Source organism: Cytophagales bacterium (assembly GCA_019456305.1).
GTDB lineage: Bacteria > Bacteroidota > Bacteroidia > Cytophagales > VRUD01 > VRUD01.
The window spans coordinates 50,522-68,669 of sequence record VRUD01000012.1 but is presented as its reverse complement, the minus strand read 5'-3'; the positions used below and the strand labels follow the sequence as shown (position 1 = coordinate 68,669).

General features: G+C 38.4%; 15 protein-coding genes. 4 read left to right on the top strand and 11 right to left on the bottom strand.

The window, feature by feature from the left end; genetic code table 11:
* Positions 1–834, top strand: an 834-nt coding sequence (locus FVQ77_04245; GenBank protein ID MBW8049544.1) for a T9SS type A sorting domain-containing protein, incomplete at its 5' end; no start/stop codon positions are given.
* A gap of 8 nt (positions 835–842) precedes the next feature.
* Here FVQ77_04245 and FVQ77_04240 read toward each other — a convergent pair.
* From FVQ77_04240 to FVQ77_04190, 11 genes are all read right to left on the bottom strand, one after another.
* Complete coding sequence (locus tag FVQ77_04240) at positions 843–1,103, bottom strand: hypothetical protein (protein MBW8049543.1); 261 nt, start codon at positions 1,101–1,103, stop codon at positions 843–845.
* A complete protein-coding gene (locus tag FVQ77_04235; GenBank protein MBW8049542.1) occupies positions 1,103–1,339 on the bottom strand; it encodes a hypothetical protein in 237 nt (78 codons plus the stop codon). The genes FVQ77_04240 and FVQ77_04235 overlap by 1 nt, the downstream gene beginning before the upstream one ends.
* A 158-nt stretch (positions 1,340–1,497) precedes the next feature.
* Positions 1,498–2,742: a 2-oxoglutarate dehydrogenase complex dihydrolipoyllysine-residue succinyltransferase gene (gene odhB / locus FVQ77_04230; GenBank protein ID MBW8049541.1), complete on the bottom strand. Its 1,245-nt coding sequence runs from the start codon at positions 2,740–2,742 to the stop codon at positions 1,498–1,500.
* Between the two features lie 119 nt (positions 2,743–2,861).
* Positions 2,862–5,597, bottom strand: coding sequence for a 2-oxoglutarate dehydrogenase E1 component (locus tag FVQ77_04225; protein MBW8049540.1), 2,736 nt, complete (start codon positions 5,595–5,597; stop codon positions 2,862–2,864).
* 242 nt (positions 5,598–5,839) lie between these two features.
* Positions 5,840–6,937 carry a dTDP-glucose 4,6-dehydratase gene (gene rfbB / locus FVQ77_04220; protein ID MBW8049539.1) on the bottom strand — a complete coding sequence of 366 codons (1,098 nt, stop codon included), beginning with the start codon at positions 6,935–6,937 and terminating at the stop codon, positions 5,840–5,842.
* A 3-nt stretch (positions 6,938–6,940) separates the two neighbouring features.
* The gene (galE, locus tag FVQ77_04215; GenBank protein MBW8049538.1) at positions 6,941–7,981 is read right to left on the bottom strand and encodes a UDP-glucose 4-epimerase GalE; all 1,041 of its coding nucleotides are present in this window, start codon (positions 7,979–7,981) and stop codon (positions 6,941–6,943) included.
* Between the two features lie 143 nt (positions 7,982–8,124).
* On the bottom strand, positions 8,125–9,414 hold the full coding sequence (locus tag FVQ77_04210; protein ID MBW8049537.1) for a nucleotide sugar dehydrogenase: 1,290 nt from the start codon (positions 9,412–9,414) through the stop codon (positions 8,125–8,127).
* Position 9,415: 1 nt separating this feature from the next.
* Positions 9,416–9,982, bottom strand: coding sequence for a hypothetical protein (locus FVQ77_04205; protein ID MBW8049536.1), 567 nt, complete (start codon positions 9,980–9,982; stop codon positions 9,416–9,418).
* A gap of 287 nt (positions 9,983–10,269) precedes the next feature.
* Positions 10,270–10,848, bottom strand: coding sequence for an N-acetyltransferase (locus FVQ77_04200; protein MBW8049535.1), 579 nt, complete (start codon positions 10,846–10,848; stop codon positions 10,270–10,272).
* Positions 10,849–10,882: 34 nt separating this feature from the next.
* On the bottom strand, positions 10,883–11,872 hold the full coding sequence (locus FVQ77_04195; protein MBW8049534.1) for an SDR family oxidoreductase: 990 nt from the start codon (positions 11,870–11,872) through the stop codon (positions 10,883–10,885).
* 322 nt (positions 11,873–12,194) lie between these two features.
* Positions 12,195–13,508: a UDP-glucose/GDP-mannose dehydrogenase family protein gene (locus FVQ77_04190; protein MBW8049533.1), complete on the bottom strand. Its 1,314-nt coding sequence runs from the start codon at positions 13,506–13,508 to the stop codon at positions 12,195–12,197.
* A 386-nt stretch (positions 13,509–13,894) separates the two neighbouring features.
* Between FVQ77_04190 and FVQ77_04185 the strand changes: the two genes are divergently transcribed.
* From FVQ77_04185 to FVQ77_04175, 3 genes are all read left to right on the top strand, one after another.
* On the top strand, positions 13,895–14,815 hold the full coding sequence (locus FVQ77_04185; protein ID MBW8049532.1) for a hypothetical protein: 921 nt from the start codon (positions 13,895–13,897) through the stop codon (positions 14,813–14,815).
* A 219-nt stretch (positions 14,816–15,034) separates the two neighbouring features.
* Complete coding sequence (locus FVQ77_04180; protein MBW8049531.1) at positions 15,035–16,174, top strand: acyl-CoA dehydrogenase; 1,140 nt, start codon at positions 15,035–15,037, stop codon at positions 16,172–16,174.
* 343 nt (positions 16,175–16,517) lie between these two features.
* Positions 16,518–18,146, top strand: a complete 1,629-nt coding sequence (locus FVQ77_04175; GenBank protein MBW8049530.1) for a DUF4139 domain-containing protein — start codon at positions 16,518–16,520, stop codon at positions 18,144–18,146.
* Positions 18,147–18,148 lie beyond the last annotated feature (2 nt).

The following is an 18,148-nucleotide window of genomic DNA, read 5'->3' as shown; positions in this document are numbered from 1 at the left end:
ATCAGAACCGATGCAAACGGAGATACGCTCTGGACAAAAACTTTTGGGGGAAATGGAACTGATAACTTATATTCTGTACTGCAAACCTCAGAGGACGGATTCATTATTGCAACAGGAGCCACCGAAAGCTTTGGAGCAGGAAGCTATGATGTTTACTTGATTAAAACTGATTCTCTTGGCAATGTCGGTTGTAATATCGCCTCATCAACTGCTACCATAACAACCAATGCTGCAACCGTAGTAGGCTCTACAAACATTACAGTACAATCAGGTGTTGATGTTCAATATCATACCACCTTTGTTAATAATGCATTTACTATCGTAACTGATATATCGGTTACAAATCCTGTTGTTGATTTAGGCAACGACACTTCTATTTGTGATACCTGTTCAATAACCCTTGATGCAGGCACAGAATTTATAAGTTATAGCTGGTATACTGGGGAAAATACACAAACCATAACCGTTGATTCAGCAGGAACTTATATTGTACAGGTCATCGATTCAAATGAGTGTTCAGATTCAGATTCAATAATTATCTCCCTATTACCAACGAGTGTCAATGAAGAGAAAAATTCACTCCGCTCAGTATATGTTTTACCCAATCCAAGTGATGGAACATTTACAATAATCAATCAAACGCTTCTAAACGGTGAATTTTGGTCAATTACTCTGCATGATATATTGGGTAGATTGATCTATGAGAAAGAAAATATATCAAATTCACAATTTACCATTGATATTTCTGATCAACCAAAAGGGATGTATTTTGTAAAATCTAATACCCATACACAGTATAAAAACGCATTAGTAAGAAAAATAATTTTAAGATAAAATTTCCTTCAATATTTTGATATTTTCCTTTTCATCAAAAATTTTACTCCCTCACATATCTCCTTCACAACCTGGTCTTTACGGCCAATCATTCTGCCCATATTTACCTTCAAATCTTTTACATCAATGCCATGCTCTTTGAAATTATGCCTGGCATTATAAATATCATTTGTAACAATAATACACGGACGAATTTTCCCTGTTTCGGAGCCTTTCACCGGGTTTAGATTTACAGTGATTAACATCCCCCTTTTTAAATCTTTTCTCATCATTCCCAATCGTATATTGCTGATTCAGTTAGATATTGCGTTTCTTTATCTTTTTCATACAATTCTGCATATAAATCAGCAGATTTTATTAATTCATTTTTTTTGCTGATTTTTTTTTTAAAGAGTTCAAGGGCAAATCGCAATAATTCACTTTCACTATGAAAACCATATTCTTTATGCCTTTTGAGGAAATGCAACTGCTCTTTATCTAATTTTATGGTTTGGGTAGGTAACATAGTTAAACATTTTTATATTATTTTTTTCAAATATACAAAAAATTATTAAGATATTAACCAAGCGTGCCACCCCCGAGTAGAGACGACCAAATTGGGCGTCTCTACTCGGGGGTGGCACGCCTATGTCCTCGTAATAATGATTTTTATCCCCCAAAAAATCAAATCCCCAACAACAACCTCGCAGGATCCTCCAGCAGCTCTTTCACCCTCACCAGAAAACTCACAGACTCTCTGCCATCAATGATCCTGTGATCGTATGACAATGCTACGAACATCATGGGGCGGATTTCTATTTCGCCACTTATGGCAACGGGCCTTTCAACGATATTGTGCATACCCAGGATAGCAGATTGAGGCGGGTTGAGAATGGGGGTTGACATCATGGAGCCGAACACACCTCCGTTTGTAATTGAGAATGTTCCACCGGTCATCTCTTCAATGGTGATCTTGTTGTCTCTTGCTTTGGCAGCCAGATCTGCAATTTCTTTCTCTATTTCTGCAAAGCTCAAAGATTCTGCATTTCTTACTACAGGAACCACCAATCCTTTTGGGGCTGATACTGCAATAGAAATATCGCAAAAGTCATGATAAATGATCTCGTCTCCATCTAACATCGCATTTACCGCAGGAAATTCCTGCAACGCCAGGCAACAGGCTTTGGTAAAGAACGACATAAAACCCAGGCCTACCTCATATTTTTCTTTAAATGGTTCTTTGTACTTTTTTCGCAGATCCATAATAGGCTTCATATTCACTTCATTGAAGGTGGTGAGCATGGCAGTTTCGTTCTTTACTGCGACCAACCTTCTGGAAATGGTTCTCCGGAAACTTGACATTTTTTCACGTCTTTCGATGCGGTTGAATGCCGGATGTAGGGTACTTGTTGCTGGCTGCTTTTCGGCTTTTATGGCATCTTCTTTAGTAATTCTGCCGTCTTTACCGGTTCCATCAACCTCTCCAGGTTTCATACCTTTTTCATCTAAAATTTTAGCAGCAGCAGGGGATGGATGATCTGCAGCATAATTGCTCTTTCCTGCAACTTCAGCAGTTTCAACAACCTTTTCTGTTTTTTCAGGGAGATCAGGGGTATCTTTTTGAATAGCTGGTTGAGTTTCTACAGGTATTGCAGGTTCAGTTTGAGAAGCTTTCTCCTTAGGTTTAGCTGAAACATCCGTATCTATATTGCAAATAATTGCTCCGATCTCCAGCGTATCACCTTCCTTAGCTATAATATGTAAAAGGCCTGCAGCTTCTGCATTCAGCTCAAAAGTAGCTTTATCTGATTCTAATTCACACAAAATTTCATCTAATTCCACGTAATCTCCATCATTTTTCATCCAGTTTGCTACGGTGACCTCTGTGATGGATTCGCCTACGGTTGGGACTTTTATTTCTATGCTCATAGTTTTTTTATTAAATAATGGGCATCTCTAAAAACTACACCATACATTCCCCTCTATCAAGAGGGGCAAGGGGTGTGTTTTAAAAAATATGTAGTTTTTAGAGATGCCCTAATGCTTTTTTAACCATTCAGCGCTTTTTCCAAAATCTCTTCCTGCTGCATCGCATGCTGCTTACTGGAACCTGTAGCCGGACTTGCACTTTCATGCCTTGAGATCAATTGCAAATCAACTTCCTTAAAAGTTCTTAACAAAAACGACCACGCTCCCATATTTTCAGGTTCTTCCTGCACCCAGAACCACTCTTTTACAGCTTTATAGGTGGTTATGATAGTTTTCAATTGCTTCAGCGGGAAAGGATACAGTTGCTCTATTCTAATTAAGGCCACATCCTTTATTTTTAAATCGCTTCTTTTCGAAAGCAGGTCATAGTATATTTTTCCATTGCAGAATAATACTTTTTTAACCTTATCCTTATTGATCAGATCATCATCTATTACTTCTTTAAACCCGTTTTTTGTAAATTCATCAATTTTAGAAACACACCGAGGATGACGTAACAAACTTTTAGGCGTAAAAACAATGGTTGGTTTACGAAATTCCCGGTGCATTTGCCTGCGCAGCACATGGAAGAAATTGGCGGGCGTTGTGCAATTGACGATCTGCATATTGTCTTCTGCACAAAGTGAAAGGAACCGTTCCAAACGAGCGCTTGAATGTTCAGAGCCCTGGCCTTCATAGCCGTGGGGCAAAAACATGGTTAATCCATTTTGTCTCATCCATTTGTCTTCAGCGCTGCTGATAAATTGATCAATGATGATCTGAGCGCCATTGGCAAAATCTCCAAACTGTGCCTCCCAGATCACCAAACAGTTAGGAGAAACGCTTGAATATCCGTATTCAAAACCCAATACAGCATATTCAGAAAGCAATGAATTATGAATTTTGAATGGAGCTTGTTTAACACTGATATATTGCAAAGGAATATATTCCTCATCGGAATCCTCTAATTTTACAACCGCATGGCGATGTGAAAAAGTACCTCTTTCTACATCCTGTCCGCTAAATCTAACCTGGTATCCTTCATCCACCAGCGTACCATAGGCCAATAGTTCTCCCAATGCCCAATCTAACTTGCCTTCCCTGATCATATTTTTTCGCTCTTCAAACAGCTTCTCAATTTTTTTAAATACTTTAATTTCAGAAGGGATTTCCAGCATTTTCATGCCAATCCTATTAAGTATCTTCTTATCTACCCCAGTACCCGGAGATTTTTCAAAATCTTTTTCTTCGGATATTCTTAAATTCGACCATTGTGCGTTTAAGGTTTTTTCAACCTTTGTCACCCCAGGTTTCCGGGTCTTTACCTTGTCTAATTTTTTCTGCAGCAAATTTTTAAATTCTGCCTCTATTTCCTGGGCTATAGAAGCGTCAAAGTTTCCATTTTCTTTCAGTTTTTGCTTGTATATTTCTTTGGGATTGGGATGTTTTGCAATTGCTTTATAAAAAAGAGGCTGTGTAAATTTAGGCTCATCGCTTTCGTTGTGTCCATGTTTTCTATATCCTAACAAGTCAATAAAAACATCGCGGTGAAATTTTTGCCTGAATTCCATGGCTAATTGTATGGTAAATACAATAGCTTCAACATCATCGGCATTGACATGAAACACCGGTGATTGTGTAACCTTTGCCAGGTCAGTGCAATAAGTGCTTGACCGCGTATCTAAATAATTTGTCGTGAAACCGATCTGGTTATTAATTACAATATGTATCGTACCGCCTGTTTTATAGCCATCCAATTGAGACATTTGGAGCACTTCATATACTACGCCCTGGCCTGCTATGGAAGCATCGCCATGTATCAGGATCGGGGCTATTCTGTTGCTGTCATAATCATATTTAACATCTAATTTTGCACGTGTCATACCTTCAACAACAGGATCCACAGCTTCCAGGTGAGAAGGATTGGCTGCAAGGCAAAGGTGAACTTTTTTACCCGATGCCATAGTTACATCGCTTGAAAATCCCATGTGGTATTTAACATCACCGTCAAATAAGGTATCTTCGTAGGCCCTGCTTTCAAATTCGTCAAAAATTTCTTCGTAAGATTTATGCAATGTATTTGCAAGCACATTTAACCTGCCTCGATGTGCCATTCCGATCACAAATTCTTCAATGCCAAGGTCACTTCCTTTTTGTATCACTGCGTCTAAAGCAGGAATAATGGTTTCACAGCCCTCTAATGAAAACCTCTTTTGACCTACAAATTTAGTGTGCAGGAATTGTTCAAAGGCAACCGCTTCATTTAATTTACGGAGGATATGCTTCTTCTCGTCTATTGAAAAGTCGGGCGTATTTTTAGTGGTTTCCATTTTTTCCCGCAGCCATTCTACCACCTCCGGTTTACGAACAAACATATACTCAGCGCCAACTGACTGGCAATAGGTTTGCTGAAGATGCGCAATGATATGGCTCAATTTTGCGGGGCCAATTCCAATATTCACACCTGCCTGGAAAACAGTGTCCAGGTCTTCATCAGATAAATTGAAATTATGCAATTCAAGGGTTGGCTTATACTCCCTTCGTTCCCTGACTGGATTGGTTTTGGTAAACAGATGCCCTCGTTGTCTGTAAGCCCTGATCAGGTTTAAAACATTTGCTTCTTTAAGAAATGTTTCCGGAACTTCTGCGGCCACTGTTGACCCACCGTTATCTCCATATTTCGCTAATGAAAAATCATATCCCTCAAAGAATTTTTTCCAGCTAATATCCACTGAATGGGGGTCTTCACGGTAATTTTTGTAAAGCACATCAATATAGGATGGGTCGGCATTTGAAATGTAAGAAAAGTTGTCCATGTTAATAAACAAGTTTACACAGATTACAAAATTACAAAATGTTTTTATATTTATATAATCTTATATGCGAATATACGAATTTAAAGTTGAATTATTGAATTTATAAACCTGAATTTCTTCAGGCTCATGTGGAAAATTAGATATTGTAAATTAGTAAATAGTCACAGTTAAAACTATAAGCCATTCCCTGCTGTCTCTTTTTTTTGTCAATTGTCTACTGTCTACTGTCTACTGTCTACTTACTACCCATATTGCTCCTGGTAATACTTCTGATAAGCGCCTGAAGTAACACTCTCCAGCCACTGCTGATTTGCTAAATACCAGTCAACCGTTTTTTCAAGGCCTGCTTCAAATTTCAGAGATGGTTTCCACCCCAATTCATTCATGATTTTAGAAGCATCAATAGCGTAGCGAAGGTCATGCCCCTGACGGTCTTTTACAAAAGTGATCAGACTGCCACAACTTCCTGCAGGCCGTCCGGTCTTTTTATCCATTATCCTGCAAAGAAGCCTGATCAGGTCAATATTTTTCCACTCATTTACACCACCTACATTATAGGTATCTCCAACATTGCCTTTATGGAAAATCAAATCAATCGCCCTTGCATGGTCTTCAACATATAGCCAGTCACGTATATTTTCACCCCTACCATAAATTGGAAGCGGTTTATTATTCTTAATGTTATTGATGCATAGTGGAATTAGCTTTTCAGGAAACTGGTTAGGTCCGTAATTATTAGAGCAATTGGAGATCACGAACGGCAATTTATAGGTATTATGATAAGCCCTTACAAAATGGTCAGAGCTGGCTTTTGAAGCAGAGTAGGGTGAACGGGGATCGTAAGGAGTAGATTCAATGAAAAATCCGCTATCATCTAATGATCCGTAGACTTCATCTGTGGAAATATGATAGAACAAGTTTCGGGTTTCGGGTTTCGGGTTCCGGGTTTTTGATTCAAGGTTTTGGCTAATAGTGGAGTATTTCTCCCATATTTGCCTTGCTGCATTTAACAGATTCACTGTCCCGATGATGTTTGTTTGAATAAAATCCATCGGGCTGACGATAGATCTGTCAACATGGGACTCGGCCGCTAAATGAATAATTGAATTAAACTTATATTTACCAAACAGGCCATCAATAAAAGAAGGTTCAGCTATATCGCCTTTAATGAATGTGTAATTGGGTACTTCTTCAATATCTTTAAGGTTGGCAAGATTACCAGCGTATGTAAGCTTGTCCAGGTTAAATATCTTGTAGTGAGGATATTTATTGACAAACAGTTTTACTACGTGCGAGCCGATGAAACCTGCACCTCCGGTAATTAGAATATTTTTTTCCAAAGTTTAAATTTTTATATTCTTTAATTGTAACTGCCAATTCCACGCATCTCTCAAAGCATCTTCAAGCGTTAATTTAGTTTCCCAGCCCAAAACTTTTTTGGCTTTATTAACTTCAGCATAAATTTTAGTAATATCACCTTGCCTCCTTTTTCCTATCTTATACTTTAGATTTAAGCCTGTAACTTTTTCAAAGGTTTCAACAACTTCCAGCACACTATTGCCATTTCCTGTACCGATATTAAAAACTTCGTACCCTGTATTATTATGAAATTCTATTGCTTTTACATGAGCAATTGCCAGGTCAACCACATGGATATAATCCCTGATACAACTACCGTCCGGGGTGTCATAATCATTCCCAAACACTGTTAATTCTTTTCTGGTCCCTGCAGCGGTTTGGGTGATGTAAGGCACAAGATTATTTGGAACATCAAGGGGCAGCTCACCCAAAAGAGCCGATTGATGTGCTCCGATAGGGTTAAAATACCTTAATGAAATTGCTTTGAAGGTTGGATTGCTAATCTGATTTACAGCATTAATCGCGTCTCGTATAATTTCTTCACATATCTGTTTGGTCTTTCCATAAGGTGACTCTGCCGGGATAACAGGTGACTCCTCATTGACAGGGTTTTTTTCCGGTTGGCCATAAACCGTGCAGGATGAAGAATAAACCAGGTTATTAATATTGTACTTTAGCATTGCCTGCAGTAAAGCCACGGTTGAGCCAATATTATTTTTGTAATATTTTAACGGCTCTTCTACAGATTCTCCTACAGCTTTATAGGCAGCAAAATGAATAACCCCGAAAAAATTTTCTTCAGAAGAAAAAACTTTAGCCAATGCACCATCATCACAACAATCAATTTTGTGACACTTTACCTGCTCGCCAAGTATCTTTTCCAGCGCTTCCAGAACATAAGGACTGGAATTAACAAAATTGTCTATAATAATGGGTTGATAACCGGCATTAAATAATTCCACTACTGTATGAGAACCTATAAAGCCCGCTCCTCCTGTTACGAGTATTTTTTTTTTATTTGACAAAAAATCGAATTTGGATAAAAAAAGGTTTATATATCAAAATATTAATATTTCAAAATGCCATATTACCGTATTACCGTATTACCATCTTCTACCCTATGCCAACTGCCTGCTGCCAACTGCCTACTGCCAACTGCCAACTTCTTCTAAAGGCTCCAGTAAGTCAAATTCTTAATTTTATTTCTATAAATACCTTTAACATCAACAATCACAGCATTATTATTGGTAATAGACTGAAAATAGGATTCATTCAGGTCAGCATATTCTTTATGATTAACAGCAATGATGATGGCTTCATAATTTTTTCCAATTTTCTTAGCTAATGTCAAACCATATACCTCCTTTAGTTCATCTGAAGATGCAAGAGGATCAACAATGTCAATTTCAACGCTAAAAGATATTAGTTCATTTACAATGTCAGCGACTTTTGAATTTCTGATATCGCTCACATTTTCTTTAAAAGTAACCCCCATGATCAATACTTTGGATCTATAAATATCTTTGCCGTATTCTATCATTAATTGTACAGTTTTTTTAGCAATGAAAGCCCCCATCCCGTCATTTATCTGCCTACCGCTTAAAATTACTTTAGGATTATGCCCTAATTCCTTTGCTTTGTATGTAAGATAATAAGGATCAACGCCAATACAATGCCCCCCCACCAAACCCGGGACAAATTTTAAAAAATTCCATTTCGTTCCGGCTGCCTCCAATACCTCGTAAGTATTAATATTGAGTCTGTCAAAGATCCTTGACAATTCGTTCATAAGAGCGATATTGAGATCTCTTTGCGTATTCTCAATAACCTTGGCAGCTTCGGCTACTTTGATAGAAGAGGTACGATGAATACCAGCGCTTACAACTATTTCATATATCTTAGCAATATTTTCCAGCGATTCCTTATCACATCCTGAAACAACTTTTATTATATTCGGTAATGTGTGCTCCTTATCACCCGGGTTGATCCTTTCAGGTGAATAGCCGACCTTAAAATCCTTTTTAAATTTCAACCCTGATCCCTGTTCAAGAATTGGTATGCACTCCTCTTCGGTACATCCGGGATAAACCGTGGATTCATATACAACATAGTTTCCCTTTTTTAATACCTTACCAACTGTACGGGTGGCTGAAAGCAAAGGATTAAGATCAGGTATGGTATAAACATCAATCGGTGTTGGTACGGCAACTATGTAAAAGGCGGCTTTTTTGAGGTCTTCAGTGTTGTGAGTAAAAATTATATCGCAATTTTCAAACGCTTTTGGTTCAAGTTCACCGCTTGGGTCAACATGATCTTTCATCATGCCCACTTTTTTAGCGTTGATATCAAAGCCGATCACTTTTACCTTTTTGGCAAATTCCAGCGCAATGGGCAAGCCCACGTAGCCAAGGCCTATTACTGCGAGGTAAGATTCTTTATTGATTAATTTTTTGTACACTTTATTTTTTAAAAATATTTGAAGTATAACCCCTTTTGTTGGGTTTTAGCCCTGCTAACTTTTGGGCTTTTGTAATAGAGCCAAAATGATTATAATAGCTTAGATGAGAAAATTTTTGGCCCCTGTTAATATCTTTAGCACCAGGAGTTCTGCCAAGCCGGTTGGATAGATCTTTAAGATATTGTAATAATGCTTCGTCATCTATTCGGTTTGATGATGAACCTTTTTTTGCGTACTGATAACCTTTTTGTTTTAGAATTTTTGCATAAGAAATATGACGAGAGCCCACTATACCGAAAATTTTGCTCATTTCTCTTCGGGTTGGTATTCTTCCTAATTCTTTAGCTTTTTCAGTTATTAATTTAAGGCGATGCTGAAATAATTTTTGCCTTCTTTCTTTGAGTATGTCCTGATAGCTTATATTGAATTTTTCAGATAAAATCTGTTGTACTCTAGTGTAGGTTAATCCGAATTCTTTATTAACTTTGGTAAGGTGTTTACCGCTTAAAATCTGTTTACAGATTCTTTGATTTCTTTCAAAAAGTTTTTTTTGCTTTAATGTACTCATGACTGATTTTTTAGTATCGGAATTTCAATGTTTAGCCACGAATTATACTAATTTTCACGAATTTATTTATTATAGAAATAATTAGTGGCTATATTACTTTTTAATCAATTTATATAGTTGAGTCCACTCTAAAAAGTGTTTTTGGTTCTTCCCGAGTACTCGGGACAAAGAGCGCAAAGTTATATACTTAACTAATTGATATTCAATCCTTTGCGAACTTTGCGTCTTTGCGAGAAACGATTTCTTTTCAATTTTTTACTTTTTAGAGTGGACTCATAGTTATGTTCTTAAATTGCCAACTTTGTTACCTCATTACCTTGCAAAGCGTATTTTTCATCACTTTCAGGGCAAGTTGCCAACCCATTCCCATCAAAATCCAGCCGGTGCCCATATTCACTCATCCAGCCAATTTGCCTTGCGGGATTTCCTACTACCAGGGCATAAGGAGGTACAGCCTTTGTAACAACTGCTCCTGCACCGATAAACGCAAAAGTCCCAATATCATTGCCGCAAATAATGGTTGTATTGGCTCCGATAGTAGCTCCCTTGCCTACATGCGTTTTTTCGTACTGCTCTTTCCTGTTTACAGCGCTTCTCGGGTTGGTTACATTCGTAAAAACCATGGATGGACCTAAAAACACATCATCTTCACAGGTCACCCCGGTATAAACCGACACATTATTTTGTATCTTGACATTATTACCCAAGACAACTTGTGGTGAAATAACTACATTTTGCCCGATATTACAGTTTTTGCCTATCACGCAATCTGGCATAATATGCGAAAAATGCCAGATCTTAGTGCCGTCACCTATCTGGCAGCCTTCATCAATTACTGTGGTTTCGTGGGCAAAATAGTTCATAATAAAAGCAGTTAACAAAATTGTCTGCTGTCAACTGTTAACTGCCAACTTTTTCAATGTTTTCAACCAATACTTTGTTAAAATATTCTAATGTTATTTTTAAACCTTCACTCCTTGAAATCTTTGGTTGCCACCCCAGTATGGCTTTGGCTTTGGTTATATCAGGCCTTCGCTGTTTTGGGTCATTTTCAGGTAATGGCTTATAAACTATCTTTGCCGACTTGCCACCTACCAATTTAATGATCTCTTCAGCAAATTCTTTGATCGTTATTTCATCAGGGTTGCCAATGTTAAGAGGATATACGTAATCACTCATCAGTAATCTGAATATCCCTTCTACCAGGTCATCTACGTAACAAAATGAGCGGGTTTGTGAGCCGTCACCAAAAACGGTAATATCTTCACCCCTGATTGCCTGGCTTATGAATGCCGGCAGGGCACGTCCGTCATCAAGCCTCATTCTTGGCCCGTAGGTATTAAAAATACGGGCTATACGTGTATCAATCTTATGAAATCTATGATATGCCATGGTAATAGCTTCCTGGAATCGCTTTGCCTCATCATACACACCTCTTGGACCGATCGGGTTGACATTTCCCCAATAGTCTTCACTTTGTGGATGCTGAAGCGGATCGCCATAAACCTCAGATGTAGAAGCGACCAGTATCGTAGCATTTTTAGCTTTTGCAAGACCTAAAAGATGATGTGTCCCCAATGAACTGACTTTAAGCGTTTGGATGGGCATTTTCAGGTAATCTATCGGGCTGGCCGGGGATGCAAAATGAAGAATATAGTCTAAGTTACCGGGAATATGTACAAACTTTGAAACGTCATGATGATAGAACTCAAACTCTTTTAAAGGAAACAGGTGTTCAATATTTTTTAAGCTGCCCGTTATCAGGTTATCAATCCCGATCACATGAAAGCCTTCTTTGATAAGCCTGTCACAAAGATGAGAACCGAGGAATCCTGCAGCGCCGGTTACCAGCGTGCATTTGTTATTTTGAGACCTTGATTTAGGTGTCATTCAGTAGTAATTCAATGGTAGTAGACAATAGACAATGGACAATAAGACAATAGATTAATTGTTTTTTTTACGTGTATATTTTTCAGGATAATTTATCATATGATTTAACATTTTACCAATCTCGTGTTCTTTTTCAAACCAATCATTTTTAGTTTTTTCAGAAATATATTTACACGGTTAATTCTTTAAATTTAAACATAATATTCTATTATAACTTGATTGCAATTGTCTTGTTTATTGTCTATTTGTCTTTTGTCTATTGTCTACTGTCCTTTGCCATTGAATTACCATTAATTGATGAATTCCCTATTTCCTTATTCCTTTATTTCCTTTTTACAACTTCCCTACCAATACTATTGTAGTAAAACCCCAATTTTTTCATTTGATCAGTATCGTATAAATTCCTGCCATCGAAGATCACTTTTTGTTTCATGAGCTTTACAATTTTATCAAAATCGGGTGTTCTGAATATTGACCATTCCGTAGCTATGATCAATGCGTCAGCATTTTCAAGAGCACCATATTGATCATTGGCAAACGTAATTTTAATCCCTTTTTTCCTTACATTATCCATTGCTTCAGGATCAAAAGCTGTTATTTTTACGCCATCTTTTAATAATTCACGAATGACAATTAAAGCAGGAGCCTCCCGGATATCATCGGTATCCGGCTTAAATGCCAGCCCCCAGATCGCTATTTTCTTTCCCTTCAGATGACCCTGGTAATATTCTTTTATCTTTGTCACAATTACAAGGGATTGCGTTTCATTGACCGACATTACTGCTTTAAGGATTTTGGGATCATACTGGTATTCACTGGCAGATTTAGCAAGCGCCCGGACGTCTTTTGGAAAACAACTCCCGCCATAACCAATTCCAGCAAACAGGAAACGCTTTCCTATACGATTGTCCGCTCCAATTCCACTTCTAACCATATCAACATCAGCGCCCATTTTTTCACACAAATTGGCAATCTCATTCATGAAAGAGATTTTAGTGGCCAGAAAAGCATTTGCAGCATATTTCGTAAGCTCTGCAGACTTTTCGTCCATAAAAATGATGGGGTTACCCTGGCGAACGAATGGTTTATAAAGCTCTTCAATGATCTTTTTTGCCCTTTCTGAATTCGTACCGATGACTACTCTGTCAGGCTTCATAAAATCATCAACGGCATATCCCTCTCTCAAAAATTCTGGATTTGAAACCACATCGAAATCGTTTTTAGCATTTTTTGATACGGCTTTTCTTACTTTTTCAGCCGTTCCAACTGGTACGGTACTCTTATCCACGATCACCTTATAATCATTAATAAGCTTCCCTAACCCTTCAGCAACACCAAGAACATAAGAGAGGTCTGCCGAACCATCCTCATCAGCAGGTGTGGGTAATGCTAAAAATATGATGCTGGCTTCTGCTACAGCTTTTTCAAGGCTGGTTGTAAAGCTTAATCTTCCTTGATTTAGATTTCTTTTGAAAATAATATCCAGGTGAGGTTCATAAATCGGGACGATGCCCTGTTTCATTTTCCGGACCTTTTCCACATCAATATCAACACATATTACACTATTACCTGTTTCTGCCAGACAGGTTCCTGTAACCAGGCCTACGTAACCGGTTCCAATTACTGCTATATTCATAATTGCGAATTAAAAATGGCAAAATATTTAGTTTTTGGTTGTTAGTTTTTGGTTATGGTTTGATAGTTTATGGTTATAGTTTTTTAGTTTGTTGGTCGTGCCATGAGTCCGGCATTAGCAAACTATTGAACCAATGAACTAAAACTAATAACCAAATAACTAAAACTAATAACCAAAAACCATGAACTAAAATTATTGGTTAGATCGGAAATTGTGATAATCAAATTGTCAGAATGAGCGTATAGGAACTCCATTAAATTTACTGTCCCCAATTCATCATGATAGAGCTTTACTACTGCATTTGTATATTAAACTTTAATAACATCAATACGCAAAGGTATGCAAAATTATATTTTTATGATTAAAATTACTAATTTTGTTTTGAAATGACCAAAGTTGTTATGAGCATAGCGCATAGAGCAAAGTGCATGGCGTTCAATGCTATGGTCCTTGCTCTATGCGTTATTCGCCATACGTCATGCGACCATACGGTCGGGCATATGCCCGCCATGCGCCATATGCTATACACCATGCGCCATATGCTATACACCATGCGCTATGCGCTATGCTCTATGCTCTATGCGCTTTCCCCCTTTACCCTGGTTGCGCAAATAAAGGACACTGCTGCGAATATACCTGTTTTTTTTGTTAATACAGGCTATGAATTACCCGGAGGTGATATGGCGGACAGATTTGGCAATAATGCAGAGATTGGAGGAGGGTTCTTTTTCAAAACGAAAAGCAACTGGATAATTGGCATTGATGGCAATTTTTTATGGGGTGACAATGTAAAGGAGGATAATATTTTAGACGGTATAAAAACAGAAAGTGGGGAGATCATTGGGAGCGATGGGTTGTTTGCCGAAGTAAGGATCTCTGAAAGAGGAATGAAATTACCTTTTATAAAAGTTGGTAAATTATGGAATTATAAAATATTAAAGGCTAATGCCAACTCAGGATGCTTTGTATTGATAGGATATGGCTTGTTGCAACATAAAATAAAGATACAGGATATTACCCGGACAGTACCACAAATAGCCGGAGATTATATTAAAGGCTATGACAGACTGACCAATGGATCAGCGATAACGGAAAGTTTTGGCTACCTCTACCTGGATAAAAAAAAGCGGATTAACTTTTTCATCAATATTGAATTTACCCAGGCATGGACCAAAAGCAGGCGGGATTTTAATTTTGATACCATGGCAAAGGACGAAACGAAAAGATTTGATACGCTATGGGGGATAAAATTTGGCTGGCTGATACCAATTTACAAGAAAGTGCCGGAGGAGTATTATTACTATTAATAAAAATTTTTAAAAATAAAACCTTTCTGCTTTGATATTACAATATTCCCTGCCAGATAGCCTGTTTCTCAGTAAAAATCCTCAAAAAAGAAGTAAAAAGGAATAAAATTTTTTACTTTTGTCTTTTTAATGTGGTGTCAGGTGCCTGCCCCGCCTGTCCCCCCGAATGACTCGGGGGAAAATTCTTCGGGGTTTCCACCTGGCACCCATTCGTACGTTATGGATTTTAAATTCACAGAAAACCAAAACATGATCTCCCGGATGATCCGTGATTTTGGAGAAAAGTACATCAAACCCAAAATGATGGAATGGGATGAAAGCCAGGAATTTCCTGTCAAGGTATTTAAAGAAATGGGCAAGCTGGGGTTGACGGGCGTATTGGTGCCCGAAAAATATGGCGGAGCCGGATTCGGATACCTGGAATACGTAACTGTTATCTCTGAAATATCTAAGATAGACGGGTCTATCGGGCTTTCGTTAGCAGCACATAACTCTTTGTGTACCGGCCATATTCTCCAGTTTGGAACTGAAGAGCAAAAAAACAAATGGCTGCCTAAACTAACAACCGCTGAATGGATAGGCGCCTGGGGATTGACAGAACCCAATACAGGTTCTGATGCCGCAGCTATGAGAACAACAGCAATTCCTGACGGTGATCACTGGGTGATCAATGGAACTAAAAACTTTATCACCAATGGCAAGTCCGGTGATGTGGCAGTGGTTATCGTTCGTACAGGAAAGCCGCGTGAGAGTCATAACAGCACAGCTTTTGTTGTTGAAAAAGGCACACCCGGATTTTCTTCCGGCAGGAAAGAGAACAAGCTTGGCATGCGCGCTTCTGAAACCACTGAGCTGATCTTTGAAAATTGCCGTGTGGAAGCAGATAATATGCTGGGCAAAGTAGGGGAAGGCTTTGGCCAGGCTATGAAAGTATTGGACGGTGGACGGATATCTATTGCTGCGCTTGCACTGGGAATTGCCGAAGGTGCTTATGAAGCGGCACTCGCCTATTCCAAAGAAAGAGAACAATTTGACAAAAAAATATCAGAATTTCAGGCTATTGCGTTTAAACTTGCGGATATGGTTACCGAAATAGAAGCAGCAAAATTATTGATCTATAGAGCAGCCGATCTGAAAAACAGGGGCTTTTCTGTTAATAAAGAAGGATCAATGGCTAAATATTACGCTTCAGAAGTTTCGGTGAGGGTCTCCAACGAAGCTGTACAAATATTTGGAGGCTACGGCTATACCAAAGATTATCCTGCCGAAAAATATTACAGGGATTCAAAACTGTGTACAATTGGTGAGGGTACTTCTGAGATTCAAAAAATGGTGATAGGGAAAGAGATATTGAAATGAGAGATCTTAAAAATGTGTGGCTCTTTTCTAAATATTGGATGATCCCGAGTACTCGGGATCGGTTTTCGGCTCAGTAAATTCAATAAGTTGGCAAAATGCAGTTGGCAGTTGGCAAATCTTTCCTCGCCTTTGACGAGGGAGTTTTTTGCCAACTGCCAATTGCTCCCGAGTACTCGGAACCAACTTGAAAATGCCAACTGCCAACTGTTTTTATAATTACTATCAACCAATATTTAGAATAGAGCCAAATGTGTTAATGTGTTCAAGTATTCACGTGTTAATGTTAGTTCTCTTGAACGCATGAACACGCGAACACCTAAACAACATTAAACACTATTTTATCATGAAAAATAGCTCTTTATTCATTATTGCGTTATTCTCAACTATATATTCAGCAAATGCTGACACAGAGAAAACACTCGCTTCAAATATTAAGCATGTAACGGTATTTCTTAACAAAGCACAAATAACCAGGGCCGCTAAGACTACTGTTGATGCAGGTTTAACCAACCTGGTTTTTGACAATCTATCCGCATATATAGATAAGCAAAGCATCCAGGCTTCGGGTAAAGGGGGCATCGTTATCATGTCTGTGCAGCATAAGGTCAATTATCTGGATCAGCAGAAAAAAACACCGAAGCTTATTAAATTAGAAGATTCTCTAAGATACTATCAGAGGGAGTTGGAACAGTATGCCAATGTAGTGGATGTTTTGACCAAAGAAGAAATTATGATCCTTAAAAACCAGGCTATTGGCGGACAGGATAATGGGGTTTCAATAGCTGAATTGCAGCGAGCCGCAGATTTCTTCAGAACCAGGTTGACCGACATTAGAAACAGGCGTTTGAAAAATGATAGAAAAATGCAAAAAATAAACAAAAGGGTAGTAAAAATTAATAGCCAGCTCAATGAGCTCAATAAAAGAAGAAACCAGCCTACGGGTGAAATCTTGGTGAGCGTTTCTGCAAAAGCAAAAACCACAGCTACGTTGGAATTAAATTATTTAGTTCAAAATGCAGGCTGGGTCCCGATATATGACTTAAGAGCTAAAGACACCAGGAGCCCCATCCAGTTAAGCTATAAAGCCAATGTATGGCAGAACACAGGCGTAGATTGGAACAAAGTAAAATTTACTCTTTCTACCGCAAATCCTGCCCAGGGTGGTACCAAACCTTCATTAGCTGCCTGGTATGTGGATTTTTATACGCCTGTTGTAATATCGTATCAGAAAAAAGGTAAGATGAAGCCACAGAGCAGGTCTTTTCCTGCACCTGCAGCAAGCAGTAGAGCAGATTATGCAGTAACACTCGAGGAAATGGAAAAAGCTGAATCCATAGCAGATTTTACACAAGTAACCGAGTCGTCTGTAGCCACTGAATTCAAGATCGCCCTGCCTTACTCGGTTTCATCCGATGGCAAGCCAAAACTAATAGATATACAAAAATACGAGCTTTCTGCCGGCTACAAACATTTTGCAATTCCCAAAATGGATAAAGATGCTTTTCTGGTAGCGGAAGTAACCGGCTGGGAAGAGTACAATTTACTTTCCGGTAAGGCAAACATCTATTTTGAGGGAACTTATGTAGCAGAATCAATACTGGATGTGCAAAACATAAGAGATACGCTGGATATTTCCTTAGGCAGAGATAAAAAGGTGATCATCAAGCGTGAAAAGATAAAAGACCTTACTAAGAGAAGAGTGATAGGCACCAATATAAAAGAAACTTTTGCCTATGAGCTTTCTGTAAGAAATATCAAAAGAGACCTTATTGAAATAACCATTGAAGACCAGGCGCCTGTTTCCAAACAGAGCCAGATAGAGGTAGAGCTCATTGAATCTTCCGGCGCTGTTTACAATAAAAACACCGGGAAACTCACCTGGAAATTAGCCCTCAAACCTGCTGAAACGAAGAAAGTGCTCTTTAAGTTTTCAGTGAAATATCCGAAGGGGAAAACGGTTTCGCAGTTATAAAT